The 23,797-nt window shown below is 26.0% G+C and carries 21 protein-coding genes; 14 read left to right on the top strand and 7 right to left on the bottom strand.

The annotated features are described in order from the left end of the window. Positions 1-173 precede the first annotated feature (173 nt). Together msrA and ACSH4Z_RS01085 are read right to left on the bottom strand one after the other, a co-directional pair. Positions 174-692, bottom strand: coding sequence for a peptide-methionine (S)-S-oxide reductase MsrA (msrA, locus tag ACSH4Z_RS01090; RefSeq protein WP_438340778.1), 519 nt, complete (start codon positions 690-692; stop codon positions 174-176). A 218-nt stretch (positions 693-910) separates the two neighbouring features. Further along, positions 911-1,978: a hypothetical protein gene (locus ACSH4Z_RS01085; protein WP_438340777.1), complete on the bottom strand. Its 1,068-nt coding sequence runs from the start codon at positions 1,976-1,978 to the stop codon at positions 911-913. Between the two features lie 223 nt (positions 1,979-2,201). On the opposite strand from ACSH4Z_RS01085, the gene ACSH4Z_RS01080 reads away from it, so the two are divergent. From ACSH4Z_RS01080 to ACSH4Z_RS01070, 3 genes are all read left to right on the top strand, one after another. Next, positions 2,202-3,047 (top strand): Vmc-like lipoprotein signal peptide domain-containing protein, encoded by an 846-nt coding sequence (locus tag ACSH4Z_RS01080; RefSeq protein WP_438340776.1) that lies wholly within the window; start codon positions 2,202-2,204, stop codon positions 3,045-3,047. Positions 3,048-3,187: 140 nt separating this feature from the next. Beyond that, positions 3,188-4,147: an ABC transporter permease subunit gene (locus tag ACSH4Z_RS01075; RefSeq protein WP_438340775.1), complete on the top strand. Its 960-nt coding sequence runs from the start codon at positions 3,188-3,190 to the stop codon at positions 4,145-4,147. After that, positions 4,137-5,312, top strand: a complete 1,176-nt coding sequence (locus ACSH4Z_RS01070) for an ABC transporter permease subunit (RefSeq protein WP_438340774.1) — start codon at positions 4,137-4,139, stop codon at positions 5,310-5,312. The genes ACSH4Z_RS01075 and ACSH4Z_RS01070 overlap by 11 nt, the downstream gene beginning before the upstream one ends. Before the next feature lie 61 nt (positions 5,313-5,373). Here the strand turns inward: ACSH4Z_RS01070 and ACSH4Z_RS01065 are convergent, their stop codons facing one another. Beyond that, positions 5,374-6,384, bottom strand: coding sequence for an HxHSH motif-containing lipoprotein (locus tag ACSH4Z_RS01065; RefSeq protein ID WP_438340773.1), 1,011 nt, complete (start codon positions 6,382-6,384; stop codon positions 5,374-5,376). A gap of 3 nt (positions 6,385-6,387) precedes the next feature. Next, positions 6,388-8,253, bottom strand: a complete 1,866-nt coding sequence (locus ACSH4Z_RS01060) for an MAG3240 family lipoprotein (protein WP_438340772.1) — start codon at positions 8,251-8,253, stop codon at positions 6,388-6,390. 100 nt (positions 8,254-8,353) lie between these two features. On the opposite strand from ACSH4Z_RS01060, the gene ACSH4Z_RS01055 reads away from it, so the two are divergent. Genes ACSH4Z_RS01055 through ACSH4Z_RS01040 form a run of 4 tightly spaced genes read left to right on the top strand, consistent with a single transcriptional unit; the run spans position 8,354 to position 12,778 of the window. Beyond that, positions 8,354-9,304, top strand: a complete 951-nt coding sequence (locus ACSH4Z_RS01055; RefSeq protein ID WP_438340771.1) for a hypothetical protein — start codon at positions 8,354-8,356, stop codon at positions 9,302-9,304. A 22-nt stretch (positions 9,305-9,326) separates the two neighbouring features. Further along, complete coding sequence (locus ACSH4Z_RS01050) at positions 9,327-11,675, top strand: OppA family ABC transporter substrate-binding lipoprotein (protein WP_438340770.1); 2,349 nt, start codon at positions 9,327-9,329, stop codon at positions 11,673-11,675. 10 nt (positions 11,676-11,685) lie between these two features. After that, positions 11,686-12,159: a hypothetical protein gene (locus ACSH4Z_RS01045; RefSeq protein WP_438340769.1), complete on the top strand. Its 474-nt coding sequence runs from the start codon at positions 11,686-11,688 to the stop codon at positions 12,157-12,159. Between the two features lie 37 nt (positions 12,160-12,196). After that, complete coding sequence (locus ACSH4Z_RS01040) at positions 12,197-12,778, top strand: hypothetical protein (protein WP_438340768.1); 582 nt, start codon at positions 12,197-12,199, stop codon at positions 12,776-12,778. Positions 12,779-12,856: 78 nt separating this feature from the next. Here ACSH4Z_RS01040 and ACSH4Z_RS01035 read toward each other — a convergent pair whose 3' ends face one another. Then, entirely contained in the window at positions 12,857-13,909 is a 1,053-nt protein-coding gene (locus ACSH4Z_RS01035; protein ID WP_438340767.1) for a helix-turn-helix transcriptional regulator, read from the bottom strand. A 12-nt stretch (positions 13,910-13,921) separates the two neighbouring features. Then, positions 13,922-14,326: a cytidine deaminase gene (locus ACSH4Z_RS01030; protein ID WP_438340766.1), complete on the bottom strand. Its 405-nt coding sequence runs from the start codon at positions 14,324-14,326 to the stop codon at positions 13,922-13,924. 194 nt (positions 14,327-14,520) lie between these two features. On the opposite strand from ACSH4Z_RS01030, the gene rpsP reads away from it, so the two are divergent. From rpsP to rplS, 3 genes are read left to right on the top strand one after another with little or no spacing between them, the layout of a single operon-like run. Continuing rightward, positions 14,521-14,781 carry a 30S ribosomal protein S16 gene (gene rpsP, locus ACSH4Z_RS01025; RefSeq protein ID WP_438340765.1) on the top strand — a complete coding sequence of 87 codons (261 nt, stop codon included), beginning with the start codon at positions 14,521-14,523 and terminating at the stop codon, positions 14,779-14,781. A gap of 2 nt (positions 14,782-14,783) precedes the next feature. After that, positions 14,784-15,461, top strand: a complete 678-nt coding sequence (trmD, locus tag ACSH4Z_RS01020) for a tRNA (guanosine(37)-N1)-methyltransferase TrmD (RefSeq protein ID WP_438340764.1) — start codon at positions 14,784-14,786, stop codon at positions 15,459-15,461. Continuing rightward, entirely contained in the window at positions 15,451-15,801 is a 351-nt protein-coding gene (rplS, locus tag ACSH4Z_RS01015) for a 50S ribosomal protein L19 (protein WP_438340763.1), read from the top strand. Before trmD ends, rplS begins: the two co-directional genes overlap by 11 nt. Positions 15,802-16,497: 696 nt before the next feature. On the opposite strand, the gene tyrS is transcribed toward rplS, so the two are convergent. Further along, the gene (gene tyrS / locus ACSH4Z_RS01010; protein WP_438340762.1) at positions 16,498-17,730 is read right to left on the bottom strand and encodes a tyrosine--tRNA ligase; all 1,233 of its coding nucleotides are present in this window, start codon (positions 17,728-17,730) and stop codon (positions 16,498-16,500) included. Positions 17,731-18,001: 271 nt separating this feature from the next. Here tyrS and ACSH4Z_RS01005 point away from each other — a divergent pair, with 271 nt between their 5' ends. The 4 genes from ACSH4Z_RS01005 to ACSH4Z_RS00990 all read left to right on the top strand — a co-directional run bounded on the left by ACSH4Z_RS01005 (position 18,002) and on the right by ACSH4Z_RS00990 (position 23,796). Further along, positions 18,002-18,880 carry a DegV family protein gene (locus ACSH4Z_RS01005; protein WP_438340761.1) on the top strand — a complete coding sequence of 293 codons (879 nt, stop codon included), beginning with the start codon at positions 18,002-18,004 and terminating at the stop codon, positions 18,878-18,880. Between the two features lie 140 nt (positions 18,881-19,020). Continuing rightward, positions 19,021-21,819 (top strand): Ig-specific serine endopeptidase MIP, encoded by a 2,799-nt coding sequence (mip, locus tag ACSH4Z_RS01000; RefSeq protein WP_438340760.1) that lies wholly within the window; start codon positions 19,021-19,023, stop codon positions 21,817-21,819. Continuing rightward, positions 21,819-23,300, top strand: a complete 1,482-nt coding sequence (locus tag ACSH4Z_RS00995; protein WP_438340759.1) for an MSC_0624 family F1-like ATPase-associated membrane protein — start codon at positions 21,819-21,821, stop codon at positions 23,298-23,300. The genes mip and ACSH4Z_RS00995 overlap by 1 nt, the downstream gene beginning before the upstream one ends. Next, positions 23,287-23,796 (top strand): MSC_0623 family F1-like ATPase-associated protein, encoded by a 510-nt coding sequence (locus ACSH4Z_RS00990; protein ID WP_438340758.1) that lies wholly within the window; start codon positions 23,287-23,289, stop codon positions 23,794-23,796. Before ACSH4Z_RS00995 ends, ACSH4Z_RS00990 begins: the two co-directional genes overlap by 14 nt. The last annotated feature ends 1 nt before the right edge of the window (position 23,797 follow it).

Genomic DNA, 23,797 nt, shown 5'->3' with positions numbered 1-23,797 from the left:
TTAAAAAAAATAAAAATAAATACATTTAAGTTATTATTTATTAATTTTACTAAGTATTATGTTAACTATATTTGAATTTTTTTAAAAAAATAAACGAAATAATATGGATTTAACTAAAAACATAGCTTTTCTTGCTATGTTTTTTTCTCGTTACCTATCTTAATATAATGATATTATTTTAATAAATTAATAATTTTTTTCTCACTCTCATTTAATTCAGGTTCAATATCAAGTCTTACATGACAATAACCAGATGGATTTCTTTGCAAATAATCTTGATGATATTCTTCTGCGATTACAAAATTTGTGAGAGGTAAAAGTTCTACATAAAATTCACTATAATTTCCCTTTAAAATATTAAATAACTTTTCTAATTTAGTAAAATCACTTTCATTATCATAGTATACACCGGTTCGATATTGGATACCAATATCACCTCCCTGCTTATTTAAGGATCCTGGATTAATAATTCTAAATAAGTGTAAAACAAGTTCCTCTAAAGAAATTTTCTCATTATCATAAATGACCCTCACTGTCTCAGCATGTAAGGTTGATTTAATTTGATAATATGAGGTTACATCAGTATTACCGTTTGCATAACCAGTTTTAGTTTCTATAACACCTTTTAAACGCGAAAAATAGGCTTGCACACCCCAAAAGCATCCGCCAGCTAGATAGATAGTTTTTTTCATAATTTTCCTCCTTATTTAATTAATTTTAAGTTAATATAGTACTTAAAAACCAAGCTAAATATATCTTAATTTCTATTAGGTATTCATAATTTAAATTATTATTAGTTTATTTTAAATATAATACATTAAAAATAAAAAAAGATATCAGCCTTTATTTTATGTTTTTTTATTTTGTTATAAATCAACTTATTTTTAGTAGTTTTTAAAATATTTAACATCTAAAATTTTATTTTTTTATATTTTTTAGCAATGCTCTTATAAATTTCAAGAATATTTTCATAAAAATTAGCATTATTCTTATCAAGCAAAGAAATTTGCTTAATTCCTTCTAAAATATCATCAATCATTCTTAAATTTCTAGCCTTATTGTATCCTCTTCAAATATCATATTTTTTTCTAAATTCTTCATAATACTCTTCTCTTGATAATCAAGGATTAAAGCAAATCATAATTTCTCTAAATAGTGAAAATAAAATCAATATTTCGGAATTATACATATCAGTTATAATAATATATTTTTTAGGACCAAATGAAAAGGTTATCGATCTTGTCATCGTTTTTTCAATATAGGGCAGTTTTATTAACTCAATATTTCTATCTTTAAGAAGCAAAGAAACTTTACTAATTTTTTCATCAAAAGAATCAATTTCATTAAACAGTGTATCAATTAATCTAACAATAACAAATTTTGGTAAATATTCCTTAAATCTTGATCTTGAAGCAATGTCTTTTCCTTTAAAATTTTCTCTAATGAACAATTCACAAAAACGAATAAAAGGGATTCTATTATGTTTTGTAATTTTGCAATGATTAATATACAAATGTTTTGAAATATACTTTGAATATTCCTCGATGTTCAATGTTCCATAATATTTTTCAAGAAATTCAATTATTTCTTCTTCACTTGGCGACTGGCTAAGCCTATTATCACCTAAGATATTAGTAAGATAACGATTTTTTTCAAGTATCTCCCAGCCTAGTTTTTTAATTATTTCTGTTTTGTCTAACGGGCCAACATTAAGATTATTTCTAAAAAAATATCATTTATTTGTTAAATAGCCAATTTTTAGGTCTAGCATTTTTTCTAAATCTTGAATTAAATTAAGACTAACATCATCTCTTAAATCGTTTAACAAGTTAAATATTTTTCTTCGATCGGCTTTAATCTTTTTACAAACATCATTTGTCTTAATATTGGCAATTGTGAAAATATTTCTTAAAAATTCTCCAAAGGTTGTACATGAATTTATTCGATTCTCTAACATCAATAAATCTTTTTTACTCATATAACATCTTAACCTTTCAGCAACAAGTTTATAATACCAATTGGAAACAATTTTATAATTAATTTTAGTTAATTACTTTGTTAATTTAAATTTTATTTAATTTTTCACATTATTTTAATAAAAATCGCATAAATAAGACAAAAATGCAAAAAAAATAAAAATATAGTTAAACTATTTTTGTTATAATTTATTAAAGTAATTTAATTTTAAATGAGGTAAATATATGAAAAAAAACATAAAGTTATTTTTATCACTATCACCTTTAATAGCAGTTTTAAGCACTCCATTAGTAGTTGCATCATGTAGTAATAAAAATGGCGATTCAACTGCGGAAATCAACCAAATTATTTCAAAAAAAGACCAAATTCAAAAAATTATTAAATATGAGGAAGATTTAAATGAAAAAGAGAATGCTCAAAAAATACTAGAAGAGATAAATAAACTTAAAAAAGATGAAAAAGACGAAAAAAAGGTTAAATCATTATTAGAAAAAATAAAACTAGCAATATCAAGTTTCAATAAAAGAAACACACAAGAAAAATCAGGATTAATTGTTCAAAAAATAGCCGAAAATCAAGAAGAAGTTATTGCTTCTGATGTAGTTAAGGAATTAAAATCAGCAAAAAAATGAGAAGATGTTAAAAAAGTTTTTTCAAAATATTCAATTATTTTTATCGAAAATGAATTAAGAGAAAAAGAAGAATTAAGTATCTCCGCTTCAACTCATTCGCATGATGATGAGGGTGAAATCCACCTAGATATTAAATTCAAGGTTTTAAATACTACAATTAGATTTACATTAATTGGTTTCAAAAAAATCGAACCTGTAAAAACGATTTCAAATTGAAAATTTACAACAAAATTAAAAAATAAAATTGAAGAAAAAGAAGCACAAACTAATTTCTTGAATAAACTAAAAGCAGAACAGGGAAAAGGCTTTAAAAATTTATTAGAAGAATTACAAAAAACACTACCAATCGAAAAAGTTGATAAGAATAAAAATGATATTGAATTTAGTATCAATTTTGATGATTCAAAAACTAAATTTGTAGATAACTTCTTAATTTAAATATAAATTTCTATAACACCGCAGACAAAAAAATAGTTCAAACAGAATCAATTCAAATAGAAAACATCGATGACCATCACGAAGAATAACGCATTCAAAATACGCCAATGATAGATAGAGTTAAAAATAGGGGGTAAATTATGACAACTAAAATTAAGATAAACTTGTTCAAAAATATTGCTTTCTATTTTTTTATTTTCTTTATTTCAATTGTTATTATATTCTTTGCAATAAATGTTTTAATTGAACCTCAAATTAAAAAAAATATAGCTATTTATTCACAAATTTCACATAACTATGGAGCTAGATTTAAGACCTTTTTAACAAATTTATTTACATTTAATCCCGGAAAAATATACTCTCATGAATTAGCAAGTGTTGAAAATAACATTTTATTTCTCTACCTACGGCAATTTCGTTGGACCTTTTTAATAAGTCTATCAGTATTTATTATTAGCTTTATTGTCGGCAACATATTAGGAGTGTTTTCTGCTTATAAATTTAATAAATCATATGATGTTATAACCTCTATTATTATTTCTTTTTTAGGTTCCTTACCAATCTTAATTATTTGCATTCTTGCTTTATCAAGTGCAGACATATTTGGCTATCCCTCGCAGTTTTTAAATAGTAAACTTAGCTTTGCTTCGCTAATAGTTCCTATACTAATTTCTTCACTCCCAACAGTAGCTATCTTCTTTTCTAAATCAAGAAAAAAAACGTTTGAAATTCTTAAATCAGATTATTATCTATTTGCAAAAACATATGGAATGAAAAAGCGTGATTTACTAAAAAAAGTTGTTTTAAAAGAATTGTTAATTGGTGAACTCAACTTATTTTTTGTTCTCTATGTTTTATTATTCACAATAACAATTTTAGTTGAAAGAATTTTTTCAATCCCAGGCCAAAGTTTATTAATTTCATTTGCTTTCAGAAAAGGTGAAGTAGATATTATTATGTTTTACTTTATCTTTAATTTTATTTTACTAAGTTTTCTTTTATTAATCAATAAAATCGCTATAATAAAGTTGAGCCCGAAAAACGAATTCACTTCTTTACTTCTTTTTAAAAAATATAAACGAGGTAAAAATGCACAATAATCTATTTAACTTTGCAAGAGAAAAAAAATCGAATTCGAATCCTTATGTTATCCATACAAATTCCGCAAAACAATACTGAAAAAGATTTTTTGCCAATAAATTTAATCTTATTTGTTTTATATGCTTTGCTATTTTAATATTAGCTTTATTAATTGCCACATTTTTAATTAAAAACTCTCCTACTCACTCAATCAATGAAAATACAACACTAGTTAATGACCTGCCATCAAATATTTCTCAAAAAATAACAAAAAACTTTAATCGTGGTGTTGAATTAGATTTTATAAGAAACATCGCAAAACTGGAAGCAAAATCAGCGGCTAGTGAACATAGAAACTTAATATTTTGAATTGAATTTGACTCAGCGAGAGATATTGGTGGAGAGCAAACTATTTATACAGATATTGTTACTTTAACATACAATCCTTACAATCTAATCAAAGCAGTAAATCTCTTACAATTATCTAAAGATATGCCCATAAAAATTCCTAATGGTTTATTTCTAGGAACAAACAACCAAGGAATTGATATATACGCCAGAACGATAACATCTATTTGGTCAACTATTTTAATAATTCTTGCTGCAATTATTATTAATATTTTTATCGGTTTTAATTTTGCGGTTATTATAAATATTTATAAACAAAATATAATTGTACGATTTATTGATAGAGTAATCAACTCTATTAGCGTTATCCCAGAAATTATTTGAGTTTTTCTATTATCTATTTTTATCGGAACAAGTTTATATGGGTTGTTTATATCATTATCAATAATTTGCTGAATTTCATATTTCAAATTTGCAAAAGAAGAAATCAATTCCTTGCTAACACAAGAATTTATCGTTGCTTCTAGGGCTGTTGGTGCATCAAATTGAAGAATTGCCTATAATCATATTTTCAAAAGAATTTTTGCAAACTTTCTAATAATATTAGTTGAAAGATTTTCTATTAATATCTTAATTGCTTCTTCATTAGCATTCCTAGATTTTATTAATGATTCAAATAGCATAAATATAGGTTTCATTTTAAAAGAAGCAATTAGTTTGGTATCCAATAATCCTGGATATCTCTTAACCGCATCAATATTTATAATTGCTTTTTCAATAAATTTAAAGCTACTATCATCAGGTTTAGCTAATACATTTAACCCAAAAACAAAATAAAATAGGCCAAGCATACTTCGCAAAGAAATTCAACTTAGGCCTATTTTTTTAAATAATTCAATTAATTAAGATTTAATTTATCAGATATACCTTCCTTTTTGGCAACATCAATCAATATTTTCTTAATACTTTCCATAATTTGTTTAGCTTTGGCTTGATATTCATCATTAATTAGATTATTAGATTTGTTAAAATCCATATTTTCACTAAATAGTTTAATTAAAAAATTATAATCTGATTCATAGTTTTTTTGGCCAATGTTGTCAATAACATTTTCTTTTAAAACTTTAAAATCTTTTTTTAATTCACCTATTATTTTTTGATCCTTTACACTCTTTTTTAACAATAAATGCCATAACCCCATTTCAAAGGTAAGATTAACAATGGCATGTGAATGAGTATGAGAATTCTTGTCACTCTCGATATTTATCTTGTCAAGATCTTCTATTTTCGAAACTTTTTTTTCATTAAATACATTCTTTCTTAAAAAATCTCAGGCATCGATAATGGACTTTTGCAGCTCACCAAGATTAATATCCTTTCCACTCAATCTCTTATCAATAATTTCGATAAATTTAATAAACTGTTGATTATCAAAAACTAAATTAACATCGTTCAAAACGGCATCAACATCTTGAAAAATTAGTTGATATTTATCTAAAAGTTTAGCTAAACTTGTTTTTTGTTTACCTGCTTCTTCTAATCATTTAACAAAAAAATCATTAATTTTTTTTGAATTCTCAGGTTTTCCTTGGTCGATAATTAATGCAGCAACCTTGTTTCTAAAAGCATCTATTCTTCTTATAATTCTAATATATCGCTTACGATAATTTCGATACGTCTGTTTAACTTCTAAAAATAATTTCAAGAGTTCATTATCGTATATTTTTTTTATTTCAAGTGTTGGTTTATTTTCAAGTTTTATCTCAACAATGTTACTCTTATTTTCTATCGATTCATTTAATGATACATTTTCTGAATCATTTGGATATCTTATACATGAGATTGAAATAGCAGGCAATCCAAATAAAGATAATCCCAAAAAACTAGTCAAAATTTTTTTGATCCTCATTAGTTATACCAACCTTTCAAAATTAATAAGTGTAAATATATCATTAGATTTTTGAACATCATAGCCCTTAAAATAATTTCAATAAACAGAAGCCTTTGCTATAACTTTATCATTTTTTGATTTATACTTAAAATCAGACGGATTATTAAATGAAATAAAATTTAATTCAATATATAATTGACCTAATTTATTTTTTTCTGGTATTAAATTAAGTTCAATTCTCTTTATACCATCTAATGTTTTGCCTTGTTTATTTTCTAGAGCATAAGCTAATAAATAGTTATTAATATATGCTTCAAGCACCTTGACTTGATATGAATTATTATCTAAAAGCGAAACATCAAAATTTTGTCTACTATCGTTATTTCAATAATTAAACAATTTATCCATCTTATTTGATGCTTCATTAAGCCCTTCCATAAACGCTGAATCCTTGTTACTGTTAACAAAATCCGAAAGTTTTATGCCAGCTTTTATCCCATTATTACTTGGTTTAAATGAATAAATATCCTCAGGTAAAATATTTGCGTTATTTTTATTTTTAGTAATCAACCCCTTTAACCTGTGTCCATGATCATCAAAGTTAGAACTTAACCAGGAATATTTCTTTTTTGTGCCATCTTTCTTAGTAACCTGAACAATTGCTCTAAAAACCTGATTAGTGTCGAAATAATCAGTAAATTCAAAATCAACTATTTTATATTCAAGATCTTCTTTTTTTCTATATTCTGGAATCTTTATTACAAAGATCTCATCTTTTAGATTTCAAAATAAATTCATCAAACCTTTGGCATTTCAATAATCTTTTGAACCTGATGACTTTATGAAGTGATTAATATTATCAATAATTGTTAGATATCTCTTTCCATCCATGAATAAAAGGGGATTTTCGACGTAATCAGTAAATAATGGATATTCTTCTTTTATTCCTTTAGTTCCGACCCCAAATTTTCCATTTGTGGCATAATTTCTGAAGCCATTTAAATAATACTTTTTATTCTTATTTTTAGATTTTATTAATTCTTGACCGTTCCAATCCTTAATACTACTTATCTCAAAGGAAATATAATCTGTAGCTCCAGAGTATGAATGTTTTATTTCGCTATTGCTTCAATCAATATCGATTGATGCCACATCAACGTTAAACTTATTTAAATAAAGTTTTAATAGTTTTACAAATGTTGATCTCATCTCATTATGTTCATTTGACAAAAAAGATTTTGCTTGTATATATTGAGGTTGAATTCAATTTGAAAACAATACCCTATGCTTTTTAGCATTAATAAGATATTTACGATTCATTATAGAATAATTCAAATCAATATCTTGGTTCAATCTAAAAATTACTGTCTGTATGTCCTCGAAATAGGGGTCCCTATTTCTATTAAAATCTTTCCCAAATATCAATGATAGAGTTGTAAATCATTCGTCATTAAAAGAACCTGCTGAGTCAACATCATCAAACGAATATTCATTCAAAAAGCTATTAATATCACTCTTTTCATCTGAATCGAATATACGAATATTATTATTGCCAGTAGTAAACTGCTTTCAATTATTTCTATATGGAAAATCCGGTTTATATTCAACCCATTCATTTTTATTAAGTAGGTACATTTTTTTATTTTCTATCTTTACTGCATCAAAATTATGGCGGCCATTCTTATCGAATCAATAAAATATATGTTCATCTTTTTCTATTGAAGCTATTTGACTAAGAGTTAATCTATTCAAAAATACTCTCGATACCTTATCAATATCTAAATATACTTCTTTTTTAATATTTTGACTACAACTTAAAACCGCAAAAGGAATTGCCACAATAGGAGAAATTAATAACAAATTTAATAGCTTTTTTCTTATTTTCATAATCAAATTTTATCACTTTTTTTTATATTATAGTTATAAAAATATTGTATAATTATTACAAAATTACGAATTAATAAACATTGTGAAAGGAGGTAAATATATGATAATAAATAACGTGGGGACTGCATTTGAAAATAATATAGAATTAACCATATTTATAAATATACTAGTTTATATCCCAATATTAATGATTTTACCACTCATATTATTAGGTCTCCTTTCGTTTATAAAGCCATCTGAAAAAGCAAAAAAAGGTAATGCAATTATTTATATGTATGCTTTTTCAACTGGAATGTTTTTAATGATAGGGGCATTCGGTTTTTTGCGAGAAGGATATAAAATTGCTATCGATTTTACACATGATGGCCCAAATAAGTTTGGTTCAGAAATAAACAGGACACTAGTAACTGCCGGTATTCTCGGGATAAGTGCATTAATAGGCTTTAGTGTTGTTATTGCAGGAAGGTATTTATTTATTAGAAAATCTAAAATAGATCCTCATAAAAGTCATGAAGAACATAACCACTCAGATCACCTAATTTCATTCAAAGATATTGATAACCCCAAAGCAGCTTGATTAGCAATTGTTATGTTATTAAGTCACAGAATAATTGATGGTTTTTTTATTGGATATTCAATATTTAAAATAATATTTACTCAAAATACTTTTTCAAGTTCACTTACTCTACTAATAACATTTACCATCCATATCCTTATTGAAGTCACAATCATATACTTCCGTCAAATTAAATATGGAGAAAAAAAAGGAAAGGCAGTTTTATATAATTTCATAACTTTTTTACTTATAATCCCCTTCATTTTTTTAGGAGCATTTACTGGGCGATTCATAAACGATGATTTAAAATGAATACAATCCTCATTATTGATTTTTGGAGGCGCAATTATCATATTTACCGCTATCTTTGAACTAGTCCCTGAATTTATTCATATAAGAAACAAAGATACTAAAACTTTATATCGAACATTAATAATTTTTGCTGCTTCTATTGTCACAACAATAATGCTTTTAAGTTTTCATAGTCATGTTTAAACAAACTAAGGGAGGAAATAAAATGAACAAAAAAATGATTTTATTAACACCGTTAATCAGTTTAATGCCCATAATTACAATATCATGTGTAAAAAATAATTTCAACACCAATAAATATCGTTTCATTGAAAAAAATAATTATGGTAATGATTATGCTAGCTTTAGCTACCTTGATGATAACTATACTAGTAAAAATATTCACAAAATTAACCTAGCAACAGCAGCAAAACTAATACGAATAAAATCAAGCCAACAGCCCTTAATTGATTTTAGAGACAATATTGTTTTAGCTCCCTCAGAACTTCATTATAAATTAGAATGGGCCAACAAAATTAATATCACAACACCAATAGGCACTAATGAATATAGTAATGATAATACTGATATTGTAGATTATGAAAATGAATCAAACAAACCAGAAAATGGTATTTTTAAGCCTGAAAAGGATAAGGGTAATGGTTTTAACTCACCCTTCCTATTTGTTCCTTCGAGTGATATCAAATCAATAAATAACCCAAACTTTGCTAAAGATTTGAATAACACAAATAAAGTTATAATAGACATCAAAAATAGAGATAATGTTTGGATTAATTACCTAGGCAATATTATAAATACCAATAACCATATTAACCACAAATCATTTAAACTGGGGCTATTATCAAAATTGTTACGAAACAAAGAATATCGCCACTCTTTTGCTGCAAAGCATAAGATTGATCTTTCAAAATATAACAATAAAAAACTACAAAAAAATGATGGTTTCGATTTATATAACTACCTAATTCAAAATGATATTGATGTTGATGCACTACTTAATTTTGATAATAATAAAATTACTATTAAAACAAGGGGCGGATCATTTAAAAATCTAAAACAAATATTTGATAATATCCTTATTATTCAAAATTATCTAGATGCAATTCCTTATGAAATAATAGAATCAAGTTACAAAGATCCCCTAAAAAATCTTGATTGATTTTTTAATTATGGTGAAACCTACCAAAACAGATTTTATGCAAGTAATTATTTTATTTCGCATATGAATGCCAATGAAACTACCTTAAAAATAAATAAAAACTATCAAAAAAATGAAGATGATAATCTTAAAGAAATAATCATTCAATACAACTCGTTGCCCTTATCGCAATCTACGTTTTCACTCCAATCATTAAATGCTTTTAAGCAAAATATTATTTCAAAAATAGAATATGAAGACCTTAATTTAGATGAAAAAAACTATATTCTTGAAAACTATAAGAAATATAATTTTTCATATCAAAAAAATTATAATAGATATTCAATTAACAACAATATTATCATTAACCAAAATCCTGATATAAAAACGAAATATATGAATAAAAACTTTATGAAACTATATTATGGATTAAAAGATAATAACTCACTAGAACTTAGCAAAAATAATTTGACATTTCAATCATTATTTAACAACCTAATAAACCAGTATAGCCTAATTGAGGATGACAAAAATCTATGATTAAGTCAAGCACCAGAAAATCTTGATATTTTAGCTTCTAATGAAGCTATTGGAATAAGTGAACTAAAGGATGCATATAATCAAATATCGAAACCTATTATTTTTGGAGCGAATAATAAAAAATTAAGTGATACATTCCAATACCAAAATAAAAATAGACTAAATGATCCATTAATTGTTTTTGTTGAAGACAAGATTAAATCAACATGATTTAAATTTATTGAAACTAACCTAAGAAATATAATTGATAATTTTTATAAAACATCTAATTCAAATGAGAATATTTATGTAAATATTCCTATAATGATCACCAAGGATAATCAATTTATTAACAAAAGGATACTGCTGATTAAAAAGATTTTTAATTCTATCGACCGCCGGCTAAACATAGATATAACTAAAATTGATAACTTTGAAAAATATCAAGAATTTTTTGAGAGAAATAAATCAATATACAAAAAATCTACATTTAAACTATTCCAAGGAACAACACCAGAATATTTATACAAACAATTAACAAATTTTGAAAATAATTTAAATAAATTAATTGACCTTATATCTAAAAATAAGAAAGATTATTTAACTAGTTTTGAACAGATTATTTCATTGCATAATTTTTTAGTGAATAATAATATAAATCTCAAAAATAGTTTGAGCAAAACACAAGAAACATTATTTATCACTTATCTAAGTAATTTAGAAGTAGAAAACCAATTAAAACTTATTAATGAAATTAATAATCTAATTAGTTATTCAATAAATCTTATAAATCAAATTAACATCAATAGCTTTTCTAAAATTATTTATCAAAATAACATCATTAAACCACTTGGTTGAAATAACTTAAATTATTTACAAGATATAAAAATTAAATAAGGAGAAAAAAATGATTAAAAATAAGAAGAAAATATTCTTATCAATAATTGCTACTAGTTCTATCCTCACACTGCCAATTGTTACATTATCATGTAATTTTGATAAAAAAAATCCAAATAAACCAAAAGTACAATTATTAACCGACTCACAAATTCAAGAAATAAAAGACAAATTTGAATTCACATTAAAACCTGAGGGCAAAAAATTAAATGAAGAAGGAAAATTATATGCCTTATGAGATAAGTTTACAAAATCAAAATATAATACTAAAATAAATACTTTTCAAATCATTAATTGAGATGCTGAATTTAAAAAAAACTTTTCATTTAAATATCATAAATTAAATGGTTTAGGTTCAGCACATATATATGAATTCAAACTGGCATTTGATGGACAAACACCAATAATTAAATACACTATAAAATGTGTCGATAGAAATTATCAAGAAGAAGCCAATGGAATAGTCAAATTGCAAACTGATTAATTTAAAACATTAAAAAATGGAGTGGTATAATATAGATATGAAAAAGATAAAAAAATTTCTAATATTTAGTTCATTTAGTGGAATCGTATTTCCGCTAATAGCTGTTTCGTGTGGAGGACCGACAAATAGCCAAAACAATCAGCTTTTGCCTGACAAAAGTCAAAATAATGCAACAGGCAAAATAAACCCTTTAAAACGTCCTAAAGCAAAACTTCTAACGACTTCACAATTAGGCGAAATAAAAAACTCGTTTTCATATACCCTAACAAATGAAGGTAAAAAGTTACCTCGTGAAGAATTAATGAAAATATTGCAAAAAATTAGAGCTGATTCCTATCCAATTGATAAGGGAATTACATCAAAAGTTGCTAATGACCCTTCAAGAACGTTCGAAAATGTTAAAGCAAATGAAAATTTTAAAAAATATTTATCTTTTACATCAACATTAGGAAACTTAAAATATCTTTCTGGTCATGTTATAGAGATGGAATTTGTACTTGAAGGTCTTGAAAAGAAGCAACCTGCTATCAGATATTCTGTAAAATGCCTAGATATAATTGTTAATGGGAAAATGAACACTGAGGCCACTGAGTATATTTATTTGGATTTAGACAATTAAATAAAAATAGGATCTATTAAGTCAGATCCTATTTTTATTTCTTAATTATTTCATTTAATGAATATTTTACAAGAAATATTAACTAAAAGAAACTTTTTCGTATTTATAAAAAACTTTCTTAGTTATATCGCAAACCTCACCCTTGCGATCATCATGTTGCACTGCACTACACTTGTCAAAAGCCAATAGAGCATCATCAATACCCTCATATTTAAAATTATATTCAGACTTAATTTTATAATATGCCTCAATATAAATATCATCAATTTCATTTTCGTTTTTATTAACAAAAAAACAATGTGTTAATTCATGCAAAATATAGTTAAAAATAAATGCTTCACAATTGAAAATATCCGAAACAAATATAAGTCTTCTAGCTCCTTTTTGAAAAGTAATGGCCGCAATATCGCTATTCTCGATAAAAGGCATTGTAATCAAAATAATTCCTTTAGTCAATAAATAATTTTGTATTTCATCAATTTTATTTTTAAAGTTTAAATTTTTAGCGCATATTAATTTAACAACTCTTTTATACACAACTTCAAAATTATTTTTTCTAAAAACACCAATTTTTTTAGTACTAATTGTTTCCAAAACCGATAACTCACAAAATCTAATTCAAACCTTACTATTAGGGTTGGCATAAATACTTTCATCTGCTAGTGCATTTTCACGCAAATATTGGGTATAATTATCTAAATTAGCAACGCCATAAAACCTATTCATAATCATCAATTTTTTGCTAATAGGCATATCTTTTGTTAATTTAATATTACTTACCAGTGGCAAACTTGGATTCTTAATGATAAAGTCCTCTCCATATTGCACCAAAAGTTTTTCAGCATCTTGTAGATTAGATTTTTCCTTATTAGCATATATTGAATAAACCTCAGATAGCGTACCTAATTCCAAATTAAAAACATTTTCCAAGCCTTCAATAATTGCAATACTTAAATTAACATTCGTTTTGCTATTAATGATTATATAGACATATTGAGCACTAAGCCCCAAACGTTGTGCCAATTCTTTTTGTGATATTGAAAATTTTTCTAAATAATAAGAAATTTCTTCTCCAAAATTATTTCCATGCAAATCAAGATGTTTTAAATCGCAAACATGTTCAGTTTCCATAAAATCCCCATTTTATTTTGCAGCGTGGATAATGTCTTCATTTTTTACTGCGCTAGGTATTAATTGATTCATCGAAAATTGTCTTTCCTCAGTTAGATCAGTAGAATGCAATACTACCTTGGAATCTTTATCTAAAAATTGAGACATTACTTGTAGACAGGCACCGCATGGGAATAATATTTTATTCAAATTGCTAATTATATGTATTTCCTTAAATGTCCCTACTTCTGCGCCATATGCTACCGAACCAAAAAGTGCAGATCTTTCAGCGCAAAGTCCACTAGGATACGCAGCATTTTCACAATTGACTCCATAATATTCATTGCCCAACTTATCAATAGCTAAAGCTGCCACTTTAACCTTTGAATATGGTGCAAATGAATAGTTTAATTTTTCTTTTAATAATTCTTTGTTCATAATAATAATTATACTATTTATAGTTTATAAAACTATAAAACTAAATAATACAAATCATCTTTGCTTATATCAAATGTAAAAATCAAATTAAAGTGTTAAGCATTTTTACTTAACATTTATTTTTTTATGTTAAAATTTTTTTATTAAAATTTAAATATACTAAAAATATATAAAAACTTCAAGGAGGAATACTTATGGTTAAATTAAGACTAAAAAGAACCGGAAAAAAATTCCATGCTACATATAAAGTTGTTGCTTCTGATGCTAGAGCACCACGTGATGGAAAATTTATTGATGAATTAGGATACTATGATCCTCATACAAAAAATTTATATCTAAATGAAGAATTAACAACTGTATACTTAAACAACGGAGCAAAGCCTACTGAAACAGTTAGAACTCTTTTAAAGAAGAACGATTTCTACAAAAAATACATCGAATCAAAAAACAAATAGTTATGAAAATAAACATTCTCACAATATTCCCAGAACATTTTGAAGCATTTAAAACCTATAGTGTTATAGGCAAAGCAATACGTCTTGGGCACCTAGAATTAAATATTATTGATTTTAGAAAATTTTCAAAAGAAAAAAGAAATAAGGTTGATGATTCTATATACGGCGGGGGTGATGGAATGCTTCTACAAGTCGAGCCTATCGATCTCGCCCTTGAAACACTACCCAATAGTTATAAAATCCTAATTAGTCCACAAGGACAAAAATTCAACCAAATGAAAGCACACGAACTTGCTAAGCATAATGAAATAACACTCGTGTGTGGCCATTATGAAGGTTTTGATGAACGCGTTTTAAATTTTGTGGATGAAGAATTATCAATTGGAGATTATATTCTAACAGGCGGAGAAACTGCAGCTATGGTCGTTTGCGAAGCTGTTGCTAGATTAGTTCCCGGAGTTTTGCGCAAGGGGAGCCATCAAAACGAAAGTTTTGAAAACGAAGGACTACTTGACTATCCCCAATACACTAGACCAGCAGAATATAAAGGACTAAAGGTTCCTGAAATATTACTTTCTGGTAATCATAAACTAATAAAAGAATGACGTGAGAAACATGCTTATTTAAAAACACTAAAAAATCGTAAAGATATTATCGAAAGGATAAAAAATGAGAAGTAGCTTATTAGAACTTGTAGAAAAAGACCAAATTAGAACAGATCTTCCCGAAATAAGAGAAGGGTACATAGTTAGAGTTCACGTTAGAATTAAAGAAGGCGATAAAGAAAGAATTCAAGTATTTGAAGGGCTAGTTATTGCTGCATATGGTGAAGGTATCAATAAATCTATCACTGTTAGAAAAGATTCATATGGTATTGGCGTTGAACGTGTATTTAAAATTAACTCTCCTTTAATTTCTGCTATTCAAGTAACTAGAAAAAATAAGGTTAGAAGAGCTAAACTTTACTACATGAGAGGTCTTAAAGGAAAAAGCGCAAGATTGAAAGAAATTAAAAAATAGTTATTCTTGTATCTTAAAAAAGCATGTTTCACCTAACATGCTTTTTTATAACAAAAAATAATTTTTTCAGCAATCACCCTAAAAATAATTAATCTTGCTGTCTTAATAAATTAATTGCAAAACATCGTATCCACAGTTTTTCAATAGCTAAAATAATTTTCTTAATATCAATATTTTCAAAATAAGGAGCTTTATTACCAAAAGTATTAAAAAAGTAGCAATTTAAAATAAGTATCAATACTTCTATTTTGCTTCTAAGGATTGCTATTTAACTTGTGCAATACATATTCTTAATATAAAAATTATTACAAAAGCAATTACTAAATTTTTGCTAGGCATTCTATTTTTTGCAAACCATAATATAAGTTTGGAAAATTATTGCCTAGCATACATCAGTTATCTTCATATTTAAATTATAAAAAATTATTCACAGCTAAAATCAGCATATACTCTTGGCTTTGTTAACAACAAAAAAATAAGGTTCGAGATTTCTTTGTATTTTTCAAAATTATCTAGTCTTTTATCTCCAAAATATCTTATGTTATAATCATCCTCTATTTTATTTCTGCAAGATCTTTAATAGTAATTTCCATGTTTTGCAAATATCAATTGTACTTTTGCTATTCTGCCTAAAACAAATCAAATAAATTAAATTTTATTTTGTTAATTAAATTTAAGGGTAGAATATTTTTTCTTCTAATTTGCATTTATTAAAATAAAAAACTCTTTTTTTCCTTTTTTAAGGACTGCATACTTATTATCATATCTATCAAAATTAATTACAATATTTTCATTTTCAACAATCTCGTTATCAAGCATAAAGGATTTTTTAGCTATAAATTCTCGAGTTTCCCTATTTGAAGAAGTGATTTTATTTTCCTTTATAAAATCAATAAATTTAGTACCGTGTTTAACACTAAAAGTTTTAAGGGATTCTTTAATTATTTCAATATCGCTAATTAATAATTCCTCTTTACTATTTGCAAATAAAATTTCACTTATTTTTTTTGCCTGATTTGCATATTGTATTCCATGAATATCCTTAACCACTTCAAATGCTAAAATTCTTTGCGCTACTCTTTTAAATTTAGCTTGCTCATGCTCTCTCATAATATTCTGAATTTCATCTAATTTAAGAAAAGTTAATGTCTTTAAATATTCATCCACTTTGGAATCTGATTGATTTAATAAAAATTGATATAGAGAATAAGGAGTTGTCATATTTTTATCTAACCACAAGGAGCCGCCACCAGTTGACTTACCAAATTTATTTCCATTTTCATCAGTTAATAAATTAATTGTTAAAGCAATCGCACAAGCAGCGTCTCCATAAATTTTTCTAATAAACTCAAGACCAGTTGTAATATTACCCCATTGATCTGAACCGCCAGCCTGAATCTTCACATCATACTTTTCAAACATGTTCTTAAAGTCTCAACCTTGAATAAGCTGATAACTAAATTCAGTAAATGTTAATCCATTATCCAATCGAGTTGCAATACTTTCTTTTTCTAATAAATAATTTACATTTATCATTTTTCCTATTTGTGAAAGAAAATCAAATAACGTCATATTTTTATAAAATTCGATATTATCAATCACTGATAAACCAAAATTTTCTAGTTGTTTTTTTATTGATTCCTTATTGTTGATAAGGGTTTTTTGATCAAGGAAGCTTCTTTCACTCTTTCTAAAACTTGGATCACCGATCATCCCAGTAATCCCCCCTAGAATTGCATAAGCCTTATAGCCTTGTTTCTTAAATCTTAATAAGGTAGCAATTTGCAAATAATTTCCTAAATGAAGACTTTTGGCGGTAGGGTCAAAACCAATATAAATTCCTGAATCATGAGAAATTTGAGAAAACTTTTCTTCGTTAGAAATATTATTTAGTATTTTTCTGTTTTTAAGCTCTTCTAAAAAATTCATAATGTAAATAACTCCTTAAGTTAAGACCAACTAGTTTGGTTATGATTATTTTAAAACTCTATTGTTTAATATTTTTAAAATTATAGCTAACTTTTAATTTTTAAAACTTTTTATACTAATTAAAAAACGAAAAAGTACTAATGGCAAACATAAATATAAATATAAAAAATTTAATAAATCAACTTATTTTGTGGGTTTTTATAATTTTTTTTTAAATTATTTATATATAATACTAAATTATTTTGCTACAACCATTTTTTAGGAGGAATGTATGAAAATAAAAATTATTGTTGATTCTTCATCTGGATTAACGGAAAAGCAGGCCAATGAGCTTGGTTGAGGATTTATACCATTGCAATGCGAAATAGACGGTAAAACATATCAAATTGGAAGAGACATTGTTGTTGATGATTATGCTAAAATGTGAAGAGAAAATAAAAAAATTAATGCCACCACTGCAGCTTCTTCGCCAGCGATTAATGATATCGAGATAAACAAATACTTAAATGAGTATGATTTAATTTTAGTTTATCCTATCTCTAAATTTTTATCATCACAAACATCATTTCTTAAAACACAATTTCAAGATAACAACAAAGTATATATTGTTGAATCAAAAAGAATTTCCTTCTTGATTCTAAAAGATTTATTTAAATTTGAATCTCAAATTAATTCAGGTGTTTCTTTTAAAGATGCTATAAAACATTTTGAAATAAATAATGAAAGATTAATCTTAATTCCACAATTTAACGACGCTCTTGTCAAAGGTGGAAGGCTTTCAAAAGGTGCTGCTGCAATAGCTAAATTATTAAAAATAGTTCCACTAATCGCTTTTGACAATGGTGTATTAGAAAAGGATTCAATTGGGCGCGTATTTACTAAATCACTTGAAAAAACTGTTACAGATATGTGAAATAAAAACAAAGACACTCCTGATGGAAAAGTGCTTTTTGTTCTTCACTCAGATAATGAAATGATTGAGGAGCTTTTGACAAAATTTAAAAACATCATAAATGATCAGATTCCAATTTATACATACAAGTTACCAGCCGATGTTTCTATTCATACAGGAATTGGGGCCGTAGCAGTTTCGATAGTTTCTATAGATAATGAAACCCAAAAAAAATTCGACTCATTACTAAAAAAATAATTAGGTTTAAACAACGAGTAAAAAACTCGTTTTTTAAATAAAAGTAGTATATAATTCCTAATAATTGAATACAAGTTTAATTTATAAATTAAAACCTTAAACTATAAATTATAAAAATATAGCATTTGAAAGGAAAGATTATGAATACAAAGAAAAAACGCACTTTGCTAAATATTTTAATATCATCATCGGTATTAAGTTTTCTGCCTACTCTAGGCTTAATTTCATGTGAAAATGAGCAAGATAAAGAAAAGCGTTTAGTTAAAGAAGCCCTTACTAAATTAGAAGGTTTATTAAAAAATGTTGAAAATGAAAATAAAACAAATTTCAAAAGCAAGGCCTATATCGAATCAAAAAATGAAATTAAAAAAATTAATGAATTGCTTGAAGATAATAACATTAGTAACATTGAACTAAAAAAAGCAAAAACTAAATTATCTCAACTAAACAATCAAATTTCTAGTGAACTAGAAAATATTCGCAAAATTAACGAAGAAAACGATGGTAAACCAAAAATTGATAGCACTCTTAAATATTCTGATGAACAATTTTTAGCTGATTTTAATAGATTAACTAGTTCCCAAGATATTGAGACTAATTTTGTTTTATCTTTTGAAAATCTCTTCCCTTATCATGAAAAAAAACAAATCTTTCCTAGTCAACTTCAAAAACAATATGCATCACTGGTTATAAAAGCCAAAGATGATGCGATAAACAAAAAAATTGAATTTAGTGTCTTTAATATTGATTTGGCAGATAAGGCCAACACCACTGGCGAAGCTGAAATTAGACTTGTATTTAGAAACAAAGCAACTAACACGCAAAAAAATTACAAATTTAAACTATCAGGTTTAAACAAAAATAATTTCAATGTTGATAGTGAAGGTAATAGACCTAATGGAAGAGTTTCTGATGAAAAAATTGAAGAAAGTGAAATTCAAAAATATCAAAAATTAAGTCAATATGATCGTTATAAAAAAGATAACAATGAATATGTAGAAAGACTGAAAGATAATTATAAGAAAAACGGTATTAATAATTTAAAAGATTTCAGAGCTTTCCTAAATATAAGCGATGCAAAGAAAAAAGAATTTGATCAAAAAGCGCAAGAATTAAAATTAGATACCTATGAAAATTCCGCCTACAAAGGTTTCAGTGTCCCTACATACAAACAAGATGGCACATTAGATGGATTGGAATTAAATGGTGTTGAGGTTGGTAAGCAACCTAGTTTAATTGATTCATTAGGAAAACCAGATATCTTTAAAACCATCGGTGTCGCAAGAACAATCATTAACGAACAGTATCTAAAAATAGCTAAACAAACATTTTCGATTTCAATAAGTAATTACAAAACTTATGAAAAAGAAATTTCTGAATCTAATGATTTAATTAAATTCTGAAAAGATGAAAAAAATGAAGAAACCTTCAAGAAAAAAATTCAAGAAAAAATTGCTCAGCTAAAAGAAGATAAAAAACAAGTTGAAGCAGATTGAGATAAAAAAATAAAAGAAAATACTGATGAACATCTTGTGGAAAGTCTTAACAAGCAAAAAACACAAAGTCTTAAAGAATATGATGATAGAATAACTCATTTTGAAAAACATACAAGACCGGCAGAAATTAAGGAATTAGAGCAAAAAATTAATGAATATAAAAAACGTGCTGAATCAAAGAAGGAAAATAATGTTGAATCTGGTACTATGTGAATTCTAGACTTTCAACCAGATAACACAGGAAAATATCCAACTAAATGATATTTTGGAACAAATGCCCACGTTGCAAGGGCTATAACTAAGGATTTAAGTGGATTTTCATTAACAAGAATTAATAAAGACATTCATAGCGGAGCAAAACTAAGAATATCAGATATGGATGACAATATCACAACTTTTGGAACTCAAAATAAAGATGCAATTAGAACCATTTTTAATGCAACTGACTACCTAAGCACTCATCCAACTGATTTTTTATCAGAACGTCAAAAGAAAATTTATGAAGGTGTTGAAGAATTTGCTGATTTTGCTGTTATTGAAATTGACTTTGAAAAAATTAAAGATTTTTCAGCATCCTCTAATTCAACAACCTTAACTGAAGTTTTAAAGGCTAAAAAAGATTTCAATCTAGCTAAAGAAGTTACAAATGATTATGCCAATGATAAAAAATCTCATATCAAATTTAGAAGCAAATCATATCTTGTGGATTATCAAGCAATAGATTATCCGTTAAGTGGAAAGATTCCACCTAGTCTTGATCATTTATTTGCCGTTGGATGGCCAAGCGCCCGTGAAGATTTCTATTTAAAAGCATACATCGATGATGATCAAAGAGAAAGGGCAAAGTTTGGTTATTCATTTAGTTTATGATTTAATGCTAATTATGACTTTTATGATGCAAAATTAACCAATTCTGAAAACGGGCCATCTTCATTCCCTAGCGATGTGCTAAATAGAGGAAATTATTTATCATATCAAATTGGTTATCGTTCATTCGCTGACAAACCTGGGGTTCTAGATTCTTTTATTAGTGCGCCAATCAATGGTGATAAATTATTTGAATATGAAAATAAGAAATATATCAGCATGAGCCTTAACTATCTACCAAGAAGATGAGCACCAGCTGGCGGATCATCTGGTTCATCAATTAGAAACCAAAATAATGAATTAGTTGCTATTCACCATACAACCAATCAATTCGCAAGAACTGGGCTTGCTCTTGCGTTTAGATCAGAAGGTTTTAATTATCAAGGTTTATTCGGGACATATAATCTTCCAGAATATGACTTAATTTATGGTGGTGGCAAGGATCAAACAAAATCATATAGACAAGCTCTAAAAAATCTTTATCCAAATCTACAAAAAACTAACCTATTTGCAAACGGATTAGGTGATGAGAATATTCCAGAGCAATTTAAATTTAAGAAAGGAACCACAAGATAATGCAAAATTCCACAGTCAAAGAAAATCGCATATATGATGACTTTGAGTCATTATTCAATAATAAACGAAAAAATCTGTTAGTATCAATCTTGAAAATTACTATCATTTCCTTGTTTATTTTTTTATCAGGATTAATCTTATTTTTTGCCCCCATAACAATTTTTTCAACAAAACTTTTCGCTCCTTTTACAAATACCCCTGAATACTTCCTAAACTTTTCAAGTTTATCATTGGAACGTATTAATTACCTCGCTATATTCAGAATTTCACTATTAATTAGTATCTTTTTATACACAATTAGCAAAAACTTTTCTAATATCTTCACCCATAAAGAATCGGCTAAAAAATATATACCTTGATTTGTCATATATTCAACCCTATCAATTATTTCTGTAATATTGTTATTTACGATGTTTAATGAAAAAACACTAAGTTACTACTATTTATCATTCTTATCAGTTATATTATTAATTGTCGATGTTGCCTATGCAATTTATACATACAAATTAAAGAAAAAAACAAATCCTTTATTTTATAAAAACAAAAAAACTCTTATTATTTCAATTATTTCTCGATCAATTTTAGTCATAGGATTTATGGCTACGATATCAGCATGAATATTCACCATCGAAAAAGATGAGCAAAAATTTGATTTTCTAGATAATAACCCTGTACATCAATTCTTTATAAGTTTATTTTCACAAAAAAGTGGAATTAATCTATTTTACTTAATTCTAATTTTTGTCACATTAGGAGTGCTAATATTTGGGATTAATATCGAAAGAATTTTATGAACTGCATCAAAACAACAAAAAAATAATGAATCTAGAGAAAGACTACTTCTTTATATTGGTTTTGCCTTTACTACTGTAATTTGATTTATTCGTGCACTATTTTATAAAACAAGTTCAAATGTCATTGATGCTGAAAAACCATCAAGAAATTATATTTATCTTATTGGCTTAATATTTATTGTCCTATTTTTTATTAGTTATGTCCTAGTAAGTTTTCTAAAACCACTAAAAATTAAAGGAGTTTTATTAAATACAATTTTTACCGGCTTTATTTTTACACTAATTTGAATAATAACCGCAATTGTAAGTTTAAAAAATCAAGAAATTATTGTCACAAATATTACTCTTTTATTTTCTTCAATATTCAGCATTATAATATTAATGCTTTATAAATACAAAACTTCAAATGAACCTATATATGTTTCAATAATATTGAAGAGCTTAGTTTTATTAGTAATATTTACCCTAATAATTAACGGTTTAAATGCATTACTACTTTCAAATAATAACCAATCATTCTATAATATTCCTTCAAAACTTTCGCTGGACCAAATTTTTGTAATCACTACTTTAAGTTTTGCTGTTTTATTTAACATATCAACTGTTATAAATCTAATTTGAACTCTAACAGTAATTACAAAGAAAAATAATGTCATAAACCAAGGAGTTTCAAATGAAGTTAAGTAGGAAAGAACAAAATATTTTAAAAGCTGTACAAAATGATTTAGAAGTATTTAATTATGATTTCATGCAACTAAAGAAACAACCTAACTTTATCTCCTTTGATAAATTAATGTCAACAATTCAATTAAAAGCTCAAACAAAATCAAAGGATATAGATGTTAAAAAATTGTTTAATTATCTAAAACAGGCTCAAAATAAAAAATATGAAATTATTTTGGATGAATTTGTTTTATCCTATAAATTGGACGAAAGATTGAATAATTACTACCTAGTACCATTTATAAAGCAATTTCCATCAACAAATATTGAATCAATTAATCTAAGAACTGAAACTAACCTATTTAAATCAAAAATAGCACTTTACTTCAATGAAGAGATAAAGCAATTATTAAATAAGAATTTCTTTGTTGAAATTATTGAAAATATTATTGTTAAAACAGATAATGAATCTAATTTATTAAACATATTTTACAACGAAAAAAGTATTATAGGATGATAGT

Origin of the sequence: Mycoplasma sp. 125 (assembly GCF_051549845.1) — a bacterium.
In the GTDB taxonomy this organism is placed as follows: Bacteria; Bacillota_I; Bacilli_A; order Mycoplasmatales; family Metamycoplasmataceae; genus Metamycoplasma.
Note: the sequence above shows the minus strand (reverse complement) of the source record. Positions and strands in the feature narration are given on the sequence as shown.